This window comes from Zhongshania guokunii, from assembly GCF_040892635.1.
GTDB lineage: Bacteria > Pseudomonadota > Gammaproteobacteria > Pseudomonadales > Spongiibacteraceae > Spongiibacter > Spongiibacter guokunii.
On record NZ_JBFRYA010000014.1, the window covers coordinates 43080 to 63203 of the forward strand.

Below are 20124 nucleotides of genomic sequence, written 5' to 3' on the forward strand. Positions count from 1 at the left end.
TGTTTTACAGGAGTTGTCGGTATGAAGTTGCAGCAATTGCGCTATATTTGGGAGGTTGCCCACCACGAGATGAATGTGTCTGCAACCGCGCAAAGTTTGTTTACTTCGCAGCCCGGCATTAGCAAGCAAATTCGAATGTTGGAAGATGAGTTGGGTGTCGAGATCTTTGCCCGTAACGGCAAGCACCTTACTCGTATTACACCTGCTGGTGAGGCGATATTAAAAACTGCAGGCGAAATTCTCTATAAAACTGAAAGCATTAAACATATTGCCCAAGAGTTTAAAAACCCGCAAAAAGGCAGTTTATCAATAGCCACCACTCACACCCAGGCTCGCTATGCTCTGCCTAAAGTGATTAAAACCTTTATCGACCGCTACCCCGATGTTTCTCTACATATGCATCAGGGCACACCGATGCAGATCTCGGAGCTTGCCGCCAATTTTGGGGTCGACTTTGCCATTGCCACCGAAGCCCTAGAGCTGTTCAGCGATTTAATTATGATGCCGTGCTATCGCTGGAACCGAACCATTTTAGTCCCCAAAGACCATCCCCTAGCGGCGATAAAGAACCTGAGCATTGAAGATGTCGCTCTACATCCTATCGTTACCTATGTATTTGGCTTCACCGGTCGCTCCAAATTAGATGAAGCATTCTTGAACAAGGGCCTAGAGCCGCGCGTGGTATTCACCGCCACCGACGCCGATGTAATCAAAACCTATGTCCGTCTCGGCCTCGGTATCGGCATTGTAGCCGAAATGGCTTACGACCCCGTTACCGACGGCGACCTAGTAGCGCTGGATGCCAGCCATCTATTTGAACCTAGCGTAACCAAAGTGGGCTTCCGTCGCGGCACCTATATGCGTAAGTTTATGTACGATTTTGTCGAGTTATTTGCTCCGCATCTAACCCCAGAGCTCGTAGACAAAGCCTATCAATGCCACACCAAGCAGGAATTGGACGAATTGTTTGCGGATATTAAGTTGCCAATGTATTGACGGGTGCGCGCTATGCTTGACGGGAGACGGAAGACGCTAAGTCAAAAGCGAGCCCTCGCATTCGAATGGCGGAGTGCCGTAGTGAATTTTAGTCATGCTTGTGAATATAAGCACCGAAATAAGCGCAGCGCATGCAGTTAAGCGTCTCCCATCTCCCGTCAAGCATCCTGCGAGTTTGTTGCTTTATTAAGCCCGAGCCGTTAAATTGACGCGTTTTTTTCTGCGCCTTGCGCATTTTTTAATTTATTTAGGAGTAGTGTTGTGGAAATCGCCTGTCTTGACCTGGAAGGGGTGTTGATTCCTGAAATCTGGATTGATTTCGCTGAGCGCACCGGTATTGAGGCCTTGAAGGCAACCACGCGAGACGTTCCCGACTACGATGTGCTGATGCAGCAGCGTTTGCGTCTGCTCGAAGAAAATGGCTTGGGCCTGCCCGATATTCAGGCAGTAATCGCCGATATGGAGCCTATGGAAGGTGCGCGGGAGTTTTTAGACTGGCTTCGCGAGCGTTTTCAGGTAGTAATTCTATCCGATACCTTTTATGAATTTGCCGCGCCATTAATGAAGCAATTGGGCTGGCCAACCTTGTTGTGCCATAAGCTGGAAACCGACAGCTTGGGCAAGGTAGTGGATTACAAAATTCGTCAGGTGAATCCAAAGCGCCAAGCAGTACTGGCCTTGAAAACCCTGTACTACCGCATTATTGCCGCCGGTGATTCATACAACGACACCACCATGCTGGCCGAAGCCGACGCTGGTATTTTGTTTAAAGCCCCAGCCAATGTAATTAATGAGTTTCCGCAGTTCCCTGCAGTACACGATTACGAAGCGCTCAAATTAGAGTTTATTAAAGCTTCATCGCGTAATTTAAGCCTGTAAGGCTTAGCTCGCCGACATTAGCCAGCCCTAAAGGTTAGCAAGCGTCTCCAGCAGCTTGCTAATCTTGGTTTCCGTTTCAACAAACTCCTCTTCTAGCTGCGAATCAGCCACAATCCCGCCGCCTGCCCAAGCACTTATTTGTTGCTCATGACAGACAAAGCTACGAATAGCGATATTGCTGTCCATTTTGCCCTCAGCGCCAAGGTAGAAAATACTGCCGCAATAAGCTGAGCGTCGGTGGGGCTCTATCTCTCTAATAATCTCCATTGCCCGCTGTTTGGGCGCACCGGTTATTGACCCCCCAGGAAAGCAGGCCAGCAGCGCGCCAAACTCACTCTGGTTGTCACGTAAATACCCAGAGACTGTGCTAACCAAGTGATGCACCGTGCGAAAGCTCTGCAGTTCACACAATGACTCGGTCACGACAGAATCAGGTCGGCAACTCTTGCTGAAGTCATTGCGGAGTAAATCCACAATCATAATATTCTCAGCTCGGTTCTTGGCGCTGCTTAGCAGCGCAGTGGCGAGTGCTTGATCTTCGCTGGGGTCGTTGCTGCGTGCGGCGGTACCTTTAATAGGTTGGGTTTGCAGTTTGCGCTCGACAGCGGAAAGCAAGCGCTCAGGAGAAAGGCACAAAATTTGACTGGGGCCGAGATCCATATAAGCAGAAAAAGGTGCCGCGGCTACCTCGCGCAATTGTAAGTAGGCCGCCCAGGGCTCGCCGCTATAGTTGGCGCTAAACTCACGAGTCAAATTGATTTGATAGCAATCCCCAGCGTCGATATAGGTTTTGACCTTACTGAATGCCCTCGCGTAATCGTCTCGCCCTAAAGAACTGGTAAAGGGCGTGGTGAGCTTGAAATTGGGTTCTTCGACATCAAGCTGGGGCCCGGTTAACAGAAATTGGAGTTGCTGGATTTTCGCCTCGGCTACCGACGCTTGCGCAACCAGCTCGCAGCGCTGGTGCTGGTGATCGACAATTACTGCCCAAGGATAAATACCGATGTGAAGCAGGGGTAAGTCACTGCTGATCGCACTCAGACCTGCTTGAGCCTGCTCGCCGAAATCGTAGCTAAGATAACCTATCGCGCCGCCAGTAAAGGGTAGGTCGCTGGCGCCGATATAGCGTTTGCTAATATCAGAAAGCTCGTTTTCAATATTAAGTAATTGCTTTTTAATATCATCGCAACTATTTGTTAATAAAGAAATAGTTTTTATAGGGTCTGCCGTAATCACATCCCAGTGACCGCGCTCGCCATGCGCGGCAGCACTGTCGAGATAAACCGCCAACGGCAATTTTTTGAGGGCCGAATACACCCAGCTAGAGTCTAGGGTATAGGGCAGGGCGATGCGGCGAAGGCTGGCCATGAAGTGTTGCTCGGAAGTGAACCAAAACTGCGGATAGCGACCAATTTTACGTGCTATGAGGCTGAAAAATCTAGCGTTTTATCACCACGCCGAAAGCCCTCAGCAGGGTCGTTCAGATTGACAGAGCGACCTGTTCCCAGTAATGTTAGCCGCCGCTTTGAGAAACACCAAGCCGTCGATGCACCATACAGAACGGTTAGTTCTCATTTATCCGCACCTCAATATGTCTGCTGGCGTAAGACCCTCAGTTTCTTTTGACGAGAAACATAAAAAAAGGGCACATGCCGGCGGTATATACGCGGGTTACCTATTAATGCAGCTGGAACTGACAGGCATGACAAAAATAGCACAACTCACTCCCTCACTAGAAAACCCATTCGAGCAGAAAACTGAGCTTGAATTCACCGTCCCCGGTCAAATTGACTACGACCCCGGTCTTTATGAGGCCGCGTTGCAAGCAGGTTATGACCTTCAGCAGCGCCCTCGTAAGATGGCTGGTGTTAAAGGCGTTCAAAAACAGCACGAAAAGAAGCGTATGTCGATCTGGGAACGGATCGAAGTGCTGGCCGATGCTGGCACTGAGCCTAAAATTCTTTACCAAAACTGGGGCAAGAATTTAGACGGTGCTTCGCTAGTTACTGCAATTTTGAAAGTGAATGGCCGCGACGTAGCAATATACGGTCACGACTTTACCGTGCGCGCGGGCTCAATGGATGCCACCAATGGCACCAAGCTGGCAAACCTATTTCGCTTGGCTGGTAAGCTAGGTATTCCACTCGTAGGCATGAACGATTCCGCTGGTGCGTATATTCCGGCCGGTGTGGGTGGTTTGGACGGTTACGCAGAGGCCTTTACTGCGCTGCGTAAAATCAACGGTGTTGTGCCGTCGATTATGTGTATGTTTGGCTACAACGCTGGCGGTGGTTCTTATTTGCCGCGTCAGGGCTCTTTTGTTATTCAGCCTAACGACACATTCTTTGGGTTGACTGGTCCAGGTGTTGTTAAAACCGTATTGGGTGAAGACGTTACTGCTGACGAACTCGGTGGACCAAGTGTTCACTCTAAATCTGGCGTGACCGACTTTGTGGTGCCCGACGAAGTTGCCGCACTGCGCAAGGTAAAGGAGCTTTTAAACTACCTGCCTAGCAATAGCAGCGAAGCACCGGCTTTTCAGCCTACTTCCGACCCGATTAGCCGTAAAACTTGGGATATCGACCTGTTGTTGAAGAAATCATTCAATAGCCCCACTGGCTTTAATACGCCCTTTGATATCAGCATTATCATTCAACAGATGTGCGACCACGGCGATTTCTTTGAAATTCAACCAGAGCGCGCCCGTAACACAGTCTGCGCGCTAGGCCGGATGGGCGGCAATGTAGTTGGCTTTGTGGCCAATAACTCAGCAGTGGCCTCTGGTCAGATTGATATTGACGCGGCTTACAAAAATGCCCGTTTTATCCGTTTCTGCAATGTTTACAATATTCCGGTGATCTTCATGGAAGACACCACTGGCTTCCTGCCCGGTAAAGAGCAAGAAGCGGGTGGTATCGTCCAAGCGGGTCGCGCTATGCTCGACGCAATTATTGACCTGCGCACTCCGCGCTTTTTGATGATTGTGCGCAACGCTTTCGGCGGTGCATACGCAGCCTTTAACAACTACCCAACAGGCGCTGATTTTGTCTGCGCGCTGCCCACCACGCGTTTAGCGGTAATGGGGCCAGCGGGTGTTGAATATGTTTACAAAGATGAAGTTCGCAAAATTCGCGGCTCCATCAAGAGCAAAATTGCCGAGGCAACCGCCCAGAATATTAAAGCGGGTATGCCAGAAGCAGAAGCGGCAAGCACCGCTAAAGAAGTAGTTGGCGCATGGCAAAAGCAGGAAGAACTGCTGCTGACCCAGCGTTATGAACGCGAACTGATGAATCCAAATGAAGCGCTAAGCCTGGGATCTATATCCCAGATCGTCATGCCCTCAGACCTGCGCAAGGTACTGGGTGAGCAACTGGAACTGCACTTAAGGGCTTACAAGCCTGAGCCAATGAGTGGCGTGCAGCGGGAATTCCATTAATCCCCCCGTTGCTATCAACGGTTCCTAAATTTAATGAATAAGACGATTCGCTAACGAGGTATTCAACGTGCAAGCAAGCAACAATTATTATTTGAGCAATCCAATGGTCCATAAAGACCGTCAGCTGTCTAAATCTCGATCGGAATGGGTGAGAGGTTTCGCCTGTAACGACATGAAACCATTGATTATTTGCCGTGGCCCAATCCGCAAAGAAGCCATGGACGTGTTCGATGAGATGGGCATTAGCACTTACGGTATTTTGCTGTCTGAAAAAGACTCCATCACCTATACCAATGCCTTGGCGCCAGAACTGCGCACCCTCACAGATCCAGATCGCGTACATCGCGTACCCGATTACACCGGTGCCACCAAAGAAGAGCGCCAAAAGCGCATTCAACAGATTATTCGCATTGCCCACGACAATGGCTATAACGCTATTTTTGCTGGCTACGGCTTTATGTCGGAAGATGCGGAAATGGTTGAATCGATGGAGAACGCGGGACTCAATTTTATTGGTCCCTGTTCCTTTACTCAAAAATCGGCCGGTATGAAAGACCAAGCCAAGCGCACCGCGCTTGAGACCGGTGTATCGGTTACTCCCGGTGTTAACAACGCCACCAGCTTGGCGCTGTTTGCCAAATACGGCAAAGACGGCCTCGTTAAGTGCGCTAAAGACCACAAGCTCGATGTAGACTTTGCCGCTTGTAAAGACGAAGAAGAGCAGGCGCTAGCGCTATTGGCCGCGTCTTACAGTGCTGGTATCGATATTGTTAATGCCGCAGAAATTGGCGCCGCCTTGCAAGTTGAAGCCAAGCGCATGCTGGCTGAGAAGCCCAATAATCGCTTCCGCTTAAAAGCGATTGCCGGTGGCGGTGGTAAGGGCCAGCGCATTTTGCAGTCTGCCAATTCTTATGAAGGCGCGACCATCGAAGAGAAGGTCGAAAAAGCCGCTGCCAATGTGCCGTCTTTGGTACTGGAATGTTTGATTGAGTTGAAAACCAACGGTGTGGGCGACAATAAAAACGTCCTAATCGAAATGAATATCGACACCACTCGCCACCAAGAAATTCAGGTGGTGGGTAATGGTGAATGGTGCATGACCATGGGCGGTCGCGACTGTTCACTGCAAATGCACGAGCAGAAATTACTTGAAGTATCGGTAACTGAGGAAGAGTTGCAGGCCGCTATTGAGGTAGCAGCGGCGGCGGGTAAAACCGAAGAAGCTGAGCAGCTTAAAAAGGACTTGGTGATTCTCCAGCACATGGAGCGCGAAGGGGCGATATTCGGCGAAGCAGTTAAGCTGGATTCCCTAGGCACTTTTGAGTGTATCGTCGACGGTGAAGCTCACTATTTCATGGAAATGAATACGCGTATTCAGGTAGAACACCGCGTTACTGAGCTCTGCTACAAGCTTAAGTTCACCAACCCTGACGACTCTGGCGATTACTTTATTGCCGAAAGCTTGGTCGAGGTAATGGTATTGTTAGCGCGCCACGGCAAAAATCTGCCTAAGCCGACTCGTATTTTACGTGAGAAAACCTCGGTTGAAGCGCGTATGAACGCCACCAACCAGGCGCTTCAGCCCCACGCTGGCGGTGTAATCGAAAACTGGTCTAACGCTATTCCCGGTGAAATTCGCGACGATCAAGGTATTTCGACTCACAACCCAGACACCGACGTGTTCATGAAGTACCACCTTGCTGGTGCTTACGATTCAAACATTGCCTTGTTGCTCACTACTGGCGACACGCGTTTAAGCAGCTACCAGCGTTTGGCAGAAATTCTGCGTCGCACTGAACTGCGTGGCAAGGACCTGTCTACCAACCTAGAATTCCACTACGGTCTGGTGCACTGGTTTATTGGTAACGGCATTAATGCGCGGCCGTCCACCAATTTCATCGTTCCGTATTTGACTGCAGTAGGTTTGTTGAAGGAGCAGGCGAATCAAATTGATTTAGACGTTGCCTTTAACGAAATCCGCCAGAAGTATGTTGCGGCGGCTGGCGAAAATGGCAAAGCTTGGGCAGATGCCCTAGATGCGAAAAAGCTGTTGTTAATACGCCCCTTAGAGCGCCTGTTCGCTGAGCCTCACTATATGTCGGGCTGGCTGAGCATGAACAAAGACAGCCTACGTATCGTCGATGGCGAAATTGTGTGGAAAGCCAATCCAATTGAAATGTTGGACAAGCTCTACCACTACCTAAACATGGATTTCGAGAAGGGGAAGCCGGCTCGCTACATGATTTGGGATCACGATCACGATATCTTATCGGCGGCAGTGAACTTCTATAAATCACTCAACGCCAAAGTTGACGCGGCAGATTTCCCAGCACTGCAAGCACTACTGGCAAAAGACAAGGCGCCGAAAGGCTTTAGCGACGACGAATGGCTGGCCGTGCGCAGCGCTCACGCTGGTTATTTCGCTGGTACCGAAGTGTTGGCGGTGCTGATGTATATCGCCACTGAAACGGGTTTCTGCGAATTGAGTGTTAATGCCGATTTGAGCATCACCATTCCAGAGCGTCTTACCGACAAAGAATTGCAAAAGCAGATGGCCAAGGTATTGGTGCCACCACCAGCAGCGAAGTCAGATGAGGTGTTGGCGGCCAGCGGTGGTATGTACTACCCCCGCGAAGCGCCAGGGATGGATGTATTTGTGAAAGAAGGCGACCACTTTAACGCCGGCGACACCCTCTATATTGTTGAAGTTATGAAGATGTTCAACAAGGTAATCGCGCCATTCTCTGGCACCATTGCTAAGATCTTGGTTGAAGGCGATGGCATGATTATCAAGAAAGGTCAGCCCTTGTTCAAAATCATTCCAGACGAAATGATCGTAATTGAAACCCCTGAAGAGATTGCCGAAATGCGTCGTGCAAAAACCATCGAGTTCCTTGCAACGCTTAAGTAATTTTTGGAGCTGGCCACTACTAAGTGGTCAACTTAATTAACAAGTTTGGGAGTATTTCAATGATTACCGGTCTAGACCATATAGCAATTGCAGTGCCCGATTTAGAAAAAGCGATTAAACGTTTTATGGCAGATTTTGGTCTGCACTACGAGGGCAGCGAAGACGTCGAAACGGCTAAAACGTCTACGGCGTTTTTTCCTTTAAAATCCACCAGCATCGAATTGGTAAGCCCACTGCGCGGTGAAGGCCCTATTGCCAAGTATTTGGAAAAGAAGCCTGGCGGCCTGCATCACCTGTGCTTTAGCACCGACGATATTGTGGCTGACGTGGCCCGCTTAAAAGCCTTAGGCTATCAATTTTTGGCCGACGCGCCATCACTTGGCGCCCACGGTTGCCAAGTTATATTTATTCACCCCAAGTCCTGTGACGGCGTGCTCATTGAGCTTAGCCAGCCCGGCGACGACCACCACTAATTACTAGCCCGACTTGTAGCCGCGCATTTGCATGCATAAAGCGGCGCAAACTCACTGACAATGACAGGTAAACCCATGGCAGATTACAAAGCTCCCGAGACATCCGTAGACGAGTGGAAAGCACTGGCCAATAAAGCCCTTGCTAAGAGCAATCAGACCCTCGACGATTTGGTTTGGCACACCCCCGAAGGGATCGATGTTAAACCCTTATACACTCAGGAAGATGTTAAAGATCTGCCCTATACAAATACCTTACCTGGCATTGAGCCCTTTATTCGCGGGCCCCAGCCCACCATGTACGCTGGCCGTCCATGGACAATTCGTCAATATGCGGGTTTTTCTACCGCTGAAGAATCCAATGCGTTTTACCGCAAAGCGCTAGCGGCTGGCGGCCAAGGCGTTTCAGTTGCCTTCGATTTGGCAACTCACCGCGGATACGATTCTGATCACCCCCGTGTTACTGGCGATGTTGGTAAAGCCGGTGTTGCGATCGATTCCGTTGAAGACATGAAGGTCTTGTTCAACGAGATTCCCTTAGACAAAGTCTCGGTTTCCATGACCATGAACGGTGCGGTATTACCGGTCTTGGCTGGTTACATTGTTGCCGCAGAAGAGCAGGGCGTTTCTCAGGACAAGCTTTCAGGCACTATTCAGAACGACATCCTCAAAGAATTCATGGTGCGTAACACCTATATTTACCCGCCATTGCCATCTATGAAGATCATCGGCGACATCATTGCCTATGCTTCTAGCAATATGCCCAAGTACAACACCATCTCTATTTCTGGTTACCACATTCAGGAAGCGGGCGCCGACGCGGCCTTAGAGCTGGCTTACACCTTGGCCGATGGTAAAGAATACATCCGCACGGCAATTGCCGCTGGCTTGGATATTGATAAATTCGCTGGCCGCTTGTCCTTCTTCTGGGGCATTGGCATGAATTTCTATATGGAAATCGCCAAAATGCGCGCGGCGCGTTTGCTGTGGGCCAAAATTGTTTCTGAGTTTGAACCTAAAGATCAGCGCTCAAAAATGCTGCGTACCCACAGCCAAACTTCAGGCTGGTCACTGACCGAACAAGATCCGTACAACAACATCGTGCGTACCACCATCGAGGCCATGGCCGCGGTATTCGGCGGCACTCAGTCGCTGCACACCAACGCACTGGATGAAGCCATTGCACTGCCAACGCAGTTCTCTTCACGTATCGCGCGTAACACTCAGCTGATTATTCAGGAAGAAACCGGTATCACCAATGTGGTTGATCCCTGGGGCGGCTCGTACATGATGGAGTCACTGACCAAGGACATCGCAGACCGGGCTTGGGAATTGATTCAAGAAGTCGAAGAGAAGGGTGGCATGGCCAAGGCGATTGAAACCGGCCTGCCTAAGCTCCGCATTGAAGAATCTGCTGCTCGTAAACAAGCGCGTATCGACCGCGGTGAAGACGTGATCGTTGGCGTAAACAAATACACCCTAGCCGAAGAAGACGATGTAGATGTTCTCGACATCGACAACAACGCCGTGCGTGAGTCTCAGGTTGCTGCCCTCGCTAAAATTCGCGCATCACGCGACGAAGCCGCTGTTGAAGATGCACTGGAAGCTATTTATCAGTGTGCCTGTGGCGGCGAAGGCAACCTGCTGGATCTGGCAGTTAAAGCTACCCGTTTACGCGCCACCGTTGGCGAAATCTCCTTTGCGATGGAGCGTGAGTTTGGTCGCTTTAACGCCCAGTCACAAACCGTATCTGGTGTTTATGGCAGCGCTTACCAAGACGACGACAACTGGCAGGGCATTAGCAAAGATATTGAAAATTTCGCTGAAAAGCACGGCCGTCGCCCGCGTATGCTGGTATGTAAAATGGGTCAAGACGGGCACGACCGTGGCGCAAAAGTTATAGCCACCGCCTTTGCTGACGTTGGTTTTGATATCGACTTATCACCCATGTTCTCGACCCCTGAAGAAGTCGCCAAACAAGCCGTTGAAAACGACGTGCACGTTGTTGGTGTTTCTTCACAGGCCGCCGGTCATAAAACCCTTGTTCCTGAGCTAATTGCAGAACTGAAGAAAGTCGGCGCCGACGACATCATCGTCATCGCAGGTGGTGTAATTCCACGCCAAGACTACGACTACCTCTACGCAGCCGGTGTAAAAGGCATCTTTGGTCCGGGCACCAAAATCCCACTTGCGGCACGCGGCGTGTTGGATGCAATTAATGAGGCGTATAAGGGCTAGTAAGGGGAGACGCAATACGGGAGACGGTAAACGCTAACAAAGCGGTTTTACGTCTCCCGTCTCCCGTTCAGCGTAACGCATATTATGGCTATAGACATTGAAGCACTCAAAGCCGGCAATTCCCGCGCGCTGGCCAAGGCTATCACCTTGGTTGAGAGCAAGCGGGTAGAGCACCGCACAGAGGCGCAGTTGCTGCTTGAGCAATTACTGCCCAGCACCGGCAACAGTATTCGCATCGGCATTACCGGCATTCCAGGTGTTGGTAAGTCGACCTTTATCGAGGCCTTTGGCCTGTATCTTTTAAGTCAGGGAAAGCGCGTCGCAGTTTTGGCCGTTGACCCTAGCTCGCCCATTGCCGGCGGTTCCATATTGGGTGATAAAACCCGCATGGAAATGTTGTCGCGCAGTAAAGACGCATTTATTCGACCTTCTCCCTCGGAAGGCTCACTTGGCGGTGTCGCCCAAAAAACTCGCGAAACCATGTTGCTCTGCGAAGCCGCAGGTTACGACGTAATTTTGGTAGAAACCGTTGGGGTAGGGCAGTCTGAGTACGAAGTCGCCAGCATGGTCGATTTCTTTATGGTGTTGATGCTGCCTAATGCCGGTGATGAATTGCAGGGCATTAAAAAAGGCATTATTGAACTAGCAGACGCCTTGGTGATTAATAAGGCCGATGGTGAGAGTATCAACCTCGCTCAACAGACTCGCCGTCATTACGAGAATGCGCTGCATCTGTTGCGCCACAATACCTTTTGGACGCCGCAGGTAATGAGCTGCTCGGCGATCAAAAACGAAAATATCGAAGCCATTTGGGGCATGATTAGCGGCTTTAAAATAGATGCCACTAAGAATGGTTCACTGCAGGACAAGCGTTCGCGCCAGGCCCGCGAGTGGATGAATAAACTGCTTCATGAAATGCTCGATATGAAACTCACCCAAAATCCAGAAGTCCGCGAGCTACTTCCAAAGCTAAATGAAAAGGTCACCCAGGGCGAAACCACGCCGTATCTGGCCGCGACAAAGCTGATTGATTTACTGTTTAAGCCAGGTATTTGAATATGAACGGTCGTGCCCTAGACGATTTTATCGCCCAGTATTTGCCAACGGCCCAGCACATGGAGCTGAGTGTAAAGCACTACGACGGCAAAAGCCTGAGTGTGCATGCGCCCTTGGCACCAAGCATTAATGACAAGCTCACCGCTTTTGGCGGCAGTATTTACTGTGTTGCGGTAATGGCTTGCTGGGGCATGACCTATTTACGCTGCGTAGACTACGGACTCGACCCAGATATCGTGGTTGCCGAGGCGTCAATTGAATATCTCAAGCCTGTTACCGGCGACATCATCGGTAGCTCAATAGTAGTAGATGAAGAAAAGTGGCAGCACTTCTTTAAGCGTTTTGAAGAACGCGGTCGCGCCAAAATTGATCTGCAGTCAGAAATCCTAGTGGATGGTGAAGTTGCGGTGCGCTTTAAAGGCTTGTACGCCATCGTTGGTGTTAAATAAGAAAATCTCAAAAATTAGCGCTTTAATCAACGTGTAGCCATCTACAAACGCGCCTTAATGACTTTGGCACGGCTCGCATACGACGGCAGTTAGGGTTGCGCGTGCGCGGTAGCGATGGCCAGCCTGCCGTAAAAGTCATGATTGATAAAAACAAGCCGGTACCCGCAAGCGAATTAATGTGTTTTCATACCACAAGGCCAAACCAGCCCGGCTTGGTTGTAGAGGTTGTGCAGCAAAAGGACGCAGGTCTTGAGGAAAAAAGTCTGTGTTATTTCATATTCTCACTGCCAGAACACTCCCCCGAGCGCTACCCCATTGATATTACGCTGGCCTACGATTTAGAAGGCTTGGTGACGGCTACGGCGGGCAACCCGAGCACCGGCGAAGAACTGCGCTAGGTATTTGATGAAGAGGGCATGGCCTTGGATGATGAATTACTAAAGCAAAAGGTCTGGCTAAGTAAAATAGACATTAACTTATCGTAGTCAATAATGATTACTGGCGGTTTATCCGATTCGCAAAATTAGTTTTCAAGCCTTGTATTGGCAAGATTAAAATGAGCGCACATATGAAATTTTACATCGCACTATTAAGCCTCTTGTTACCAAACTTTAGCTATGCGCTCGACGGTATTACGCTACTCACGAGTGCTGAAAACTTGCCTCAGAAAGCAATTAAATACGCCGCTCCACTCCAAAAGGAGATAAATGATTCACTCGACATTGGTGACAGCCTGTCGAGAGGCAGGCTGATTTTGCTGAGCACTGATAACAAAAGCTATCGCGCTACCATTCAGCTGGAAACCAGCATGACGGTTACAGCTGAAGGCCCACATCTTGATTTAGTCGACTGGAAACACTGCACATCCCAATGGCATAGCATGACTGAAGCGAAGGATGGGGAGTACACGCTACCCGATTTCGATAACATTAATGTTGACTGCTTCCCACGAGTTTCTGATGAAGAGCTCAAAGCCGAAGTGCTACGCGCCGGCGGCGAGCAGTGGCTAAGCATACTAGATGGCGAAGGCTGGCCAGAAGGCTATCGGCCCGTTGACATATCCCTTAGCACTGTTCGCATAAAAATTGAGGAAAAAACAGGCTCAAACTGGCGTGTGCTGAGCCTTATCAATATGAGTGTTCCCATGGGCTGCTAAGCAGGCCGAGCTGCGGCGTGCGAGCCGTATTTTTGTTAATACATGTATTCTAAAGAGGTTCGTATAATGCGCATTAATATGATTATTTTAGCTGGCATCAGTGTGTTGCTGCAGGCTTGCGCAGGCAGCAGGGCGAGTTATGAGTCCTTAATAGAAACCAAAAATGATACCGCCGCCATTTATTTATCGGTGGGTGAGACTAAAGAAGTCTTAGCGATTAGTAACGGCTTTCCCGGTTGGTGGGGTATTTATCCTGGGGTCGCATCGGTCTCGCCGGAAATTGCTAGCGTGAGCTGCAGGGACAAGCGAAGCGCGATACCTTTTCGCGCTCCTGGCCTAGTTTTGGGCGGTGAGGTTTGCTATTTAACCGCAAATAGCCTTGGTGAAACTTGGTTAATCCATGGTAATAAATTCAACTTGGATATAACTAGCCCTGATTTGCCAGAAAATAAAATTAAACTTGTTGTCACTAAGCCAGAGTAAATATTTTGCTTAGTAACGATAAAACAATGCCGATATCACCACCGCCACGTGGGGGCATATCGATTTCCTTCCGCAAATTGTGCAGCTTAGCTAATCTTAAGATGAAAAGCACAGCGCAAGTTATCCGTCTGCTTCTTCTTTATCCTGTGTTACTTGCCGTTTCTTCCAGCCATGCGCTAGAGCAATCTAGCCGTAATTGGCAGCTTACCGGGCCTAAGCAACAATCAATGGCGCTAAGTATCGTCAATCGCCCAGATGAGCCGGGAACATTAACACTCAGTGTTGACGGGCATGCGCTTTTTGAAGGACCAATGCGTCATGGCGAACTTTTGGGCGTTTGCCTAGATAAGCGTACACGTTCGCCCAGTTTTATTGTTAGCGACATAATGGAGGGAGTGGGGCTTGAGCAAGCCTCCCTGCTAAGAAAAGATACAGAGTGGCAGTTGCTGGCAATTCCTAGCGTAGAGGGCGTATCGAGAGTCGATGAGATTGCCGGTTGTTATCGAACCGTTAGCAATTGGAAATTAAACAGCGACGCCATTAATTGCGAGTGTGATGTAGACCAGCTTAGCAAACTGAAAATATTTACGGATCAATGGGCTGATTTACTTAACGACTATCAAACAGGCGTGTATTTTAATGAATCAACCAGTCAGCTTAATCCAAGGGGAATTGAGAATACCGCTCACATAGAGCGCCTGCTGAAGCACGCACGCGTTTACAAGTCGATTAGCTTTGATGAAGCCGTAAAAGGGCGCCGATGGCTAATTATTGAGCATCAAAATGGCGTCTACGGTTCCTTTTCCCTTGGCCTAATGAAACAGAAGAACCGCTGGTTTGCGTGGTATTACGTACCGGGTAATAGCAAATCCTTTAATACGGTGAGTAATATCGAGCGCTCAAACGCAAATGTGCTGTCGGCGATGCTTTGTATCGAGGGCTGCAACTGGTGGGGCAAGTTGGCAAGCGTTGATATTGGTCTTGATACATTAATGATCAAGGTGAATGACGACGAATGAGCAAACATTGTGCACTGTATCAGGTGTGGATTTGAATACATTAGATTTACAGGAGACTTGTGGACACGTGGACTAGGCTAAAATTGCAAATCTCACTGCAATACTTGCGTCTTATGGCTAAGGCATATTCTATTTTTACGCCTAAAAGGGCGCCGATTGCCGAATATCGAGCACGTAAACTACGCATCCAACTTGAGATGAATACAGTACTTATTAAGCAATTTAAGGATGCAAAACGTAAGCAAAAGAAGTCATACCACTGGGGCAACATTGGTTGGCAGGTAGAAAATGCTGCTGCACAGTGTGAAGTAATACTGCGCTCGTCCAATTCTGAAAATTTAGCACAATATTTCGAACGAGTTTTGCCTGCTATTTCTGAACTGGCAAGCAGCTATCGTTATGACCAAGCCGATGAAAGCGGCTATGCATTAGCGACAGTACGAGAAATTGAACAGGCGCTAATTGAGGAATCCAACAAGGTGCAAGATTGAAAAAGGTGGAAACATGAAACGAATTAAAAGGGTGGCTATCGCAGTTTTACTCGGTTGGAGTGTCTTAGGGAATACGGCGCTAGCACCATCGGCAGTTCACCTACGAGACTTAGATACGATGCTTGATTTTATTAGGGAGCACCAATATGTTGCGATGAGCCTTGAAAGTATTAACCTAATATCGCTAACTATTTTCTACAATAATAACTGTGAAGCCAAATTTGCCCGAAGCAAATCTAGCGTACTAAGCTTCGGACGCCCAGGCCCGCAGCCTGGTATTGAGTTTAAAAGCAGCTCTTGTCCAATAACTGAAACCAATGAGACCTCTCAATGATTTCAGCCACTGCCGCGATAGTAAGAAGGCACCAGTGAAGCCCGTAAAAAAATGGCTGTTGTTCGCGTTCAGCTTACTACTAGTTGAAACATTGATAGCAGTAAGCTTGACCAAATTTTTCCTGTGGGTAGAACGAGGCTACTGCGCACCGTACTTTCGCGCATCAGGACACTGCTACGCAGATTGGTTCGCGTTGTTTGAGTCAGTGTTCTATTGGGTTGCCGCAATACTTATGATTGGCGCAGCCTTTATGTTGTGGCGATATTTTTTACGGCGACAATAAACTCTGCCATGTAGATTTGCCGATTTCATATAGTAACCAAGTGAAACTGATGGCTGGTTAAAGACTAATCCAAGATAGCCGCTCAGCGGCAGTACCCCTAAAGTACCCGCCACCACTCATACTTTATCAACCTGATAGCAGCGAAATCATGAAGGAATTCACCGTGGCAGGCTTGAACTACTGAGACTCGAGCTCTGGGTAACTGGCGCGCATCAATAATTAATAGGCCTCGCTGTATACCAGTTCATAACTATGGCTATAGATTTCTAATATATTTCCGAATGGATCTTCCATATAAATCATCCGATACGGCTTTTTTCCTGGATAGTAATAGCGGGGTTTAGCCATACGTTTTTTGCCGCCGGCAGCAACAATTCGCTCCGCCAATTCCTCAACATTCGGGTCTTGTACGCAAAAGTGAAATACGCCGGTTTTCCAGTATTCGAAGTTGTTCTCAGGGTTTACTTGCCCCTTAAATTCGAAAATTTCAACGCCTATCCGGTCGCCGGTTGAAAGGTGTGCAATTCGAAACCTTTCCCAGTTACGATCAAATACATCGCTACACATTTCACCAATCGGACTCTTGTCTTCAACAACCTCGGTTGGTGCCATTATTAAATACCAGCCCATCACCTCCGTATAAAATTTGACCGCTGCCTCAAGATCAGGAACAGATATCCCTATATGAGAAAAGTTGCGTGGATAAATATTACTCATAATTTGCCGCTCCATAATTGATGTCGCAAGTAGCATACAAAGCGGAAAGTATTAGGTAAAATTATTATTAATCATGATAATGAGTAATAAATGTAATGATTAATCCCGTTTGGTTGCGCAGCTTTTGTACACTTGTAGAAGTAGGGCACTTCACCCGCACTGCCGATGCCCTGCATATGACACAGTCTGGCGTTAGCCAGCACGTACGTAAACTCGAAGGACATTTAAATCAACAGCTTATTGTTAAACGAGGCAAGGGCTTTACCCTCACGAGTGCCGGCGAACGCTTATATCATGAAGGGCGTAACTTGATTGCTACGCTGACAGACCTTGAACAGCAAATTGGAATAGACCCTGAATATGAAGGGCTCGTGAAACTCGCCTCCCCAGGCAGCGTAGGTCTTAAACTGTACCCTTATTTGCTAGCAGTACAGAAACGCTACCCAAAGCTGGTTATCGACTATCGATTTGCTCCCAATAGCGAAGTCGAGAAGTTAATTGCGGACCATAAAGTAGATATTGGCCTAATGACGTCCTTGGCGACAATGGCTGATGTCTGCCTTAGGGCAATCACCGAAGAAGAGCTCTTGTTAGTCATGCCGGCGGGGCACATAGCACCAACCTGGGAGCAGCTAACAGCGCTTGGCTTTATTGATCACCCCGACGGCTCCTATCATGCAGCTCTGCTACTAAGCATTAACTTTCCAGAATTCCAAAATAGCCGACAATTCAAAAGAACTGGCTTCTCGAACCAAATCAATTTAATTCTCGAGCCGGTTAGTATGGGCTTAGGTTTTACTGTGTTGCCTAGTTACGCAGTCGCTGCGTTTACGCAACATGCAAAAGTAGAAGTGCACCGCTTAGATAAAAGAGTCACTGAGACGCTCTATATTGGCCGACACGCCAATAGGTTTACGCCGAACAGAATTACTACCGTCACAAAAGAGATTGAAAAATGTCTTTGTGTAGACGGCTTATAGTGGGTATTTTACTAAATTCGCCCTATAACTCTCATCGTTTTCCTTTATCCTATTGATTTAACTGGATATTGTTGTGTTGTTTTTAGGTATGGCTCAAAATTCTTGATTGAGTATTTGAAGGGCTCCCCGTGAGCCGAATATCCAATTATTCGGCTCACGGATGAGGTGTTGTCTCGGTCTCGTCAGACCTTCCGTGCCTTCCCTCTTTCCGCCCGGACACGGTTTTCTGTCTGAACGTAGACGGGGTGCTAGCCACTTCCTATCAAATTATTTCGTGAAACACGAGCTCTCGCTGTGCTTTTCTAAGGATTTAGACTATTGCCAACATTAATTTCCGGAACCCATTGAAAAATAGTAATTATTGGTTGTAACTAGGTAGGGTATTTCGATATGAGTTTAAGAATTGAGGTCTTTCTTTGGCTGGAAAGGATTGGGGCGTTAAGACTGAAAGCTGCAACGCCCATTGACCATGAGAAGTTGTAAAGATGAACTACTTAGTTTCAACCTGTGTTACAGGTAGGGCAACAATAAGCACATCCATTTACTCGCCATGTAGGATGGTTTCTTTTGGCCACTTGGACAGCGCCGCTACATGTAGGGTGCTCACCCAAGCTTTCGCGGTTTATATGGTCGGGCAAGTTATTGCAGATGGATGGGGATTGGTCGGGATTAAGCTTAATTCAGCGATAGAATACGTTAGTATATTGATTTAAATAGGAATTATCGTAATTTACGCATTGATTAGAGGTTTTAGAGACGACAATAACAAACCGTCCTAAGAAATGGTAACTGCTTTTATAGCATATCCCAATCTAATCAAACCTTTCGGTCGCTACCACTAGCAGCACGCTTTTTGTCATCGGTCTGCACGTAAACTGTATCTGTGGTGGACATGCTCGCATGGCCTAAATCCTCGGATACATCTTTAAGTGAGCGACCGCGTTCAATTTCTAAACTTGCACCTGTATGCCGAAGCCAATGTGAAGTCGCTTCTTTAAAATTGCTAGCGTTGTCTTCGCCGTATCGTGCCTGCATTTGTTCGTATGCATGATCAAAAACTTCTTGTACTAACCGTGATAACTGCCGCGCTGTCATTCCACCACGGCCTCGGATTTTCTCGATAATTGGGTGGTTTTCTCCTGCAACAGGGAGTTTATTTAAACCACGGTATTGCCGGTAGCGTGTTAAATAGCTTAGAAAGCTAGGAGGGACTGTTACATCGCGGACTTTTCGGCCCTTACCGTAGATTTTCAACCACCAATTGTTGTCATGATCCTTCCAAAAATGACTCATTGCGGGCGACCATTCTGAGCGATCTGAGTATTCTGAAATACGGAGGAAGAGTGTTTTTAATGATGCAATGAGAAACAGGCTTCGCTCATATCTAGAGTCGTCCTCAGCCATGTTATGCGCAACATCGAGCAGAAAATTCCACTGGTCTTCTGATAAGCGCTTTACGTCCTTTACCTGTGTATCTTTGATTAAGTATCGACAATCTTTTTTCGCGATTTGTACTGGGTTACCGTAGCAGTATTCTTCATCAGTTAGATGCTTATAGAAGGCATTAAGCGCGGTGAACGTCGCTTGTAAGGTTTCTTGCGAGGGGCGGTATTTTTTCTTTTCGCGCTTGGATTCGTCCCCTTTGGCGACCATCAGTTTGAAGGGTGCCCATTCAGTGTTACTTGTGTAAAGACCACCTTTCATATGAAATTTTTCAACATTAGATAGCGATATCCAAGTTAATGGCGGTCTCCAGCAGAAATCTGCGTATTCGAGAATGTCGGCTTTTCGGTATTCATCAATGGGCTTATCCTTAACAAGAAACGCCCAAAGTAGAAACTTTTCAATCTCAGAACGAAATCGAGTGTATGTGTGTTCTGACTTGTTTCTACCGATATAAGATAGAAACTCCTGGCCCCAGAGCCACGCCTTAGATTTCCATTGGTCAGCGTCGGCTAACAAGGCGGCAAGATCAGGAAACTCTTCAAGCTTTACCTCTTTGAGGTCTTTGTATGTCGGGTACAGCGGGACGGGTTTAGGAATGGCCATGGATTTTCCTGATATCTACAGATAAGAGCATATAATCGGCTATCTGCATTCTAGCACCCTGCACGCCCTATTTCCAATACGTCACCGTATCGGAATTTTAACAGTGGTGGAACCCTCTCCACCTGGAAACGCGCAATACTTAGGCGCCTACCAGACCAGCAACACAAACCTCAGATT

18 protein-coding genes are annotated in these 20124 nt (G+C 48.2%); 15 read left to right on the plus strand and 3 right to left on the minus strand.

Annotated elements, in window-relative coordinates:
• Window positions 1-21: 21 nt before the first annotated feature.
• Window positions 22-996 (plus strand): HTH-type transcriptional regulator CysB, encoded by a 975-nt coding sequence (gene cysB / locus AB4876_RS14930; RefSeq protein ID WP_368382561.1) that lies wholly within the window; start codon window positions 22-24, stop codon window positions 994-996.
• A gap of 261 nt (window positions 997-1257) precedes the next feature.
• A complete protein-coding gene (gene thrH / locus AB4876_RS14935) occupies window positions 1258-1875 on the plus strand; it encodes a bifunctional phosphoserine phosphatase/homoserine phosphotransferase ThrH (protein ID WP_301027598.1) in 618 nt (205 codons plus the stop codon).
• A 27-nt stretch (window positions 1876-1902) separates the two neighbouring features.
• On the opposite strand, the gene pabB is transcribed toward thrH, so the two are convergent.
• Window positions 1903-3243 (minus strand): aminodeoxychorismate synthase component I, encoded by a 1341-nt coding sequence (gene pabB / locus AB4876_RS14940; RefSeq protein ID WP_368382562.1) that lies wholly within the window; start codon window positions 3241-3243, stop codon window positions 1903-1905.
• A 334-nt stretch (window positions 3244-3577) separates the two neighbouring features.
• On the opposite strand from pabB, the gene AB4876_RS14945 reads away from it, so the two are divergent.
• The 12 genes from AB4876_RS14945 to AB4876_RS19100 all read left to right on the plus strand — a co-directional run bounded on the left by AB4876_RS14945 (window position 3578) and on the right by AB4876_RS19100 (window position 15918).
• Complete coding sequence (locus AB4876_RS14945) at window positions 3578-5311, plus strand: acyl-CoA carboxylase subunit beta (protein WP_368382563.1); 1734 nt, start codon at window positions 3578-3580, stop codon at window positions 5309-5311.
• Between the two features lie 67 nt (window positions 5312-5378).
• Window positions 5379-8222 (plus strand): biotin/lipoyl-containing protein, encoded by a 2844-nt coding sequence (locus tag AB4876_RS14950; protein ID WP_368382564.1) that lies wholly within the window; start codon window positions 5379-5381, stop codon window positions 8220-8222.
• 59 nt (window positions 8223-8281) lie between these two features.
• Complete coding sequence (gene mce, locus AB4876_RS14955) at window positions 8282-8695, plus strand: methylmalonyl-CoA epimerase (protein WP_301027603.1); 414 nt, start codon at window positions 8282-8284, stop codon at window positions 8693-8695.
• A gap of 75 nt (window positions 8696-8770) precedes the next feature.
• A complete protein-coding gene (gene scpA, locus AB4876_RS14960; RefSeq protein WP_368382565.1) occupies window positions 8771-10930 on the plus strand; it encodes a methylmalonyl-CoA mutase in 2160 nt (719 codons plus the stop codon).
• A gap of 84 nt (window positions 10931-11014) precedes the next feature.
• On the plus strand, window positions 11015-11986 hold the full coding sequence (gene meaB / locus AB4876_RS14965; RefSeq protein ID WP_368382566.1) for a methylmalonyl Co-A mutase-associated GTPase MeaB: 972 nt from the start codon (window positions 11015-11017) through the stop codon (window positions 11984-11986).
• Between the two features lie 2 nt (window positions 11987-11988).
• A complete protein-coding gene (locus tag AB4876_RS14970) occupies window positions 11989-12435 on the plus strand; it encodes a YiiD C-terminal domain-containing protein (protein ID WP_301027606.1) in 447 nt (148 codons plus the stop codon).
• Window positions 12436-12536: 101 nt separating this feature from the next.
• The gene (locus AB4876_RS14975; RefSeq protein WP_368382567.1) at window positions 12537-12833 is read left to right on the plus strand and encodes a hypothetical protein; all 297 of its coding nucleotides are present in this window, start codon (window positions 12537-12539) and stop codon (window positions 12831-12833) included.
• Window positions 12834-13003: 170 nt separating this feature from the next.
• Window positions 13004-13591 carry a hypothetical protein gene (locus AB4876_RS14980; RefSeq protein ID WP_368382568.1) on the plus strand — a complete coding sequence of 196 codons (588 nt, stop codon included), beginning with the start codon at window positions 13004-13006 and terminating at the stop codon, window positions 13589-13591.
• A gap of 66 nt (window positions 13592-13657) precedes the next feature.
• Window positions 13658-14074 carry a hypothetical protein gene (locus AB4876_RS14985; RefSeq protein ID WP_368382569.1) on the plus strand — a complete coding sequence of 139 codons (417 nt, stop codon included), beginning with the start codon at window positions 13658-13660 and terminating at the stop codon, window positions 14072-14074.
• A 227-nt stretch (window positions 14075-14301) separates the two neighbouring features.
• The gene (locus AB4876_RS14990) at window positions 14302-15093 is read left to right on the plus strand and encodes a hypothetical protein (RefSeq protein WP_368382570.1); all 792 of its coding nucleotides are present in this window, start codon (window positions 14302-14304) and stop codon (window positions 15091-15093) included.
• Window positions 15094-15152: 59 nt separating this feature from the next.
• Window positions 15153-15584: a hypothetical protein gene (locus AB4876_RS14995; RefSeq protein ID WP_368382571.1), complete on the plus strand. Its 432-nt coding sequence runs from the start codon at window positions 15153-15155 to the stop codon at window positions 15582-15584.
• Between the two features lie 13 nt (window positions 15585-15597).
• The gene (locus AB4876_RS19100; protein ID WP_497024786.1) at window positions 15598-15918 is read left to right on the plus strand and encodes a ssr3402 family protein; all 321 of its coding nucleotides are present in this window, start codon (window positions 15598-15600) and stop codon (window positions 15916-15918) included.
• Between the two features lie 502 nt (window positions 15919-16420).
• On the opposite strand, the gene AB4876_RS15000 is transcribed toward AB4876_RS19100, so the two are convergent.
• Window positions 16421-16918 carry a lactoylglutathione lyase family protein gene (locus tag AB4876_RS15000; RefSeq protein ID WP_368382572.1) on the minus strand — a complete coding sequence of 166 codons (498 nt, stop codon included), beginning with the start codon at window positions 16916-16918 and terminating at the stop codon, window positions 16421-16423.
• A 95-nt stretch (window positions 16919-17013) separates the two neighbouring features.
• Here AB4876_RS15000 and AB4876_RS15005 point away from each other — a divergent pair, with 95 nt between their 5' ends.
• A complete protein-coding gene (locus AB4876_RS15005; protein WP_368382573.1) occupies window positions 17014-17898 on the plus strand; it encodes a LysR family transcriptional regulator in 885 nt (294 codons plus the stop codon).
• Window positions 17899-18714: 816 nt separating this feature from the next.
• Here the strand turns inward: AB4876_RS15005 and AB4876_RS15010 are convergent.
• Complete coding sequence (locus AB4876_RS15010; protein WP_296434164.1) at window positions 18715-19947, minus strand: tyrosine-type recombinase/integrase; 1233 nt, start codon at window positions 19945-19947, stop codon at window positions 18715-18717.
• Window positions 19948-20124: the final 177 nt, after the last annotated feature.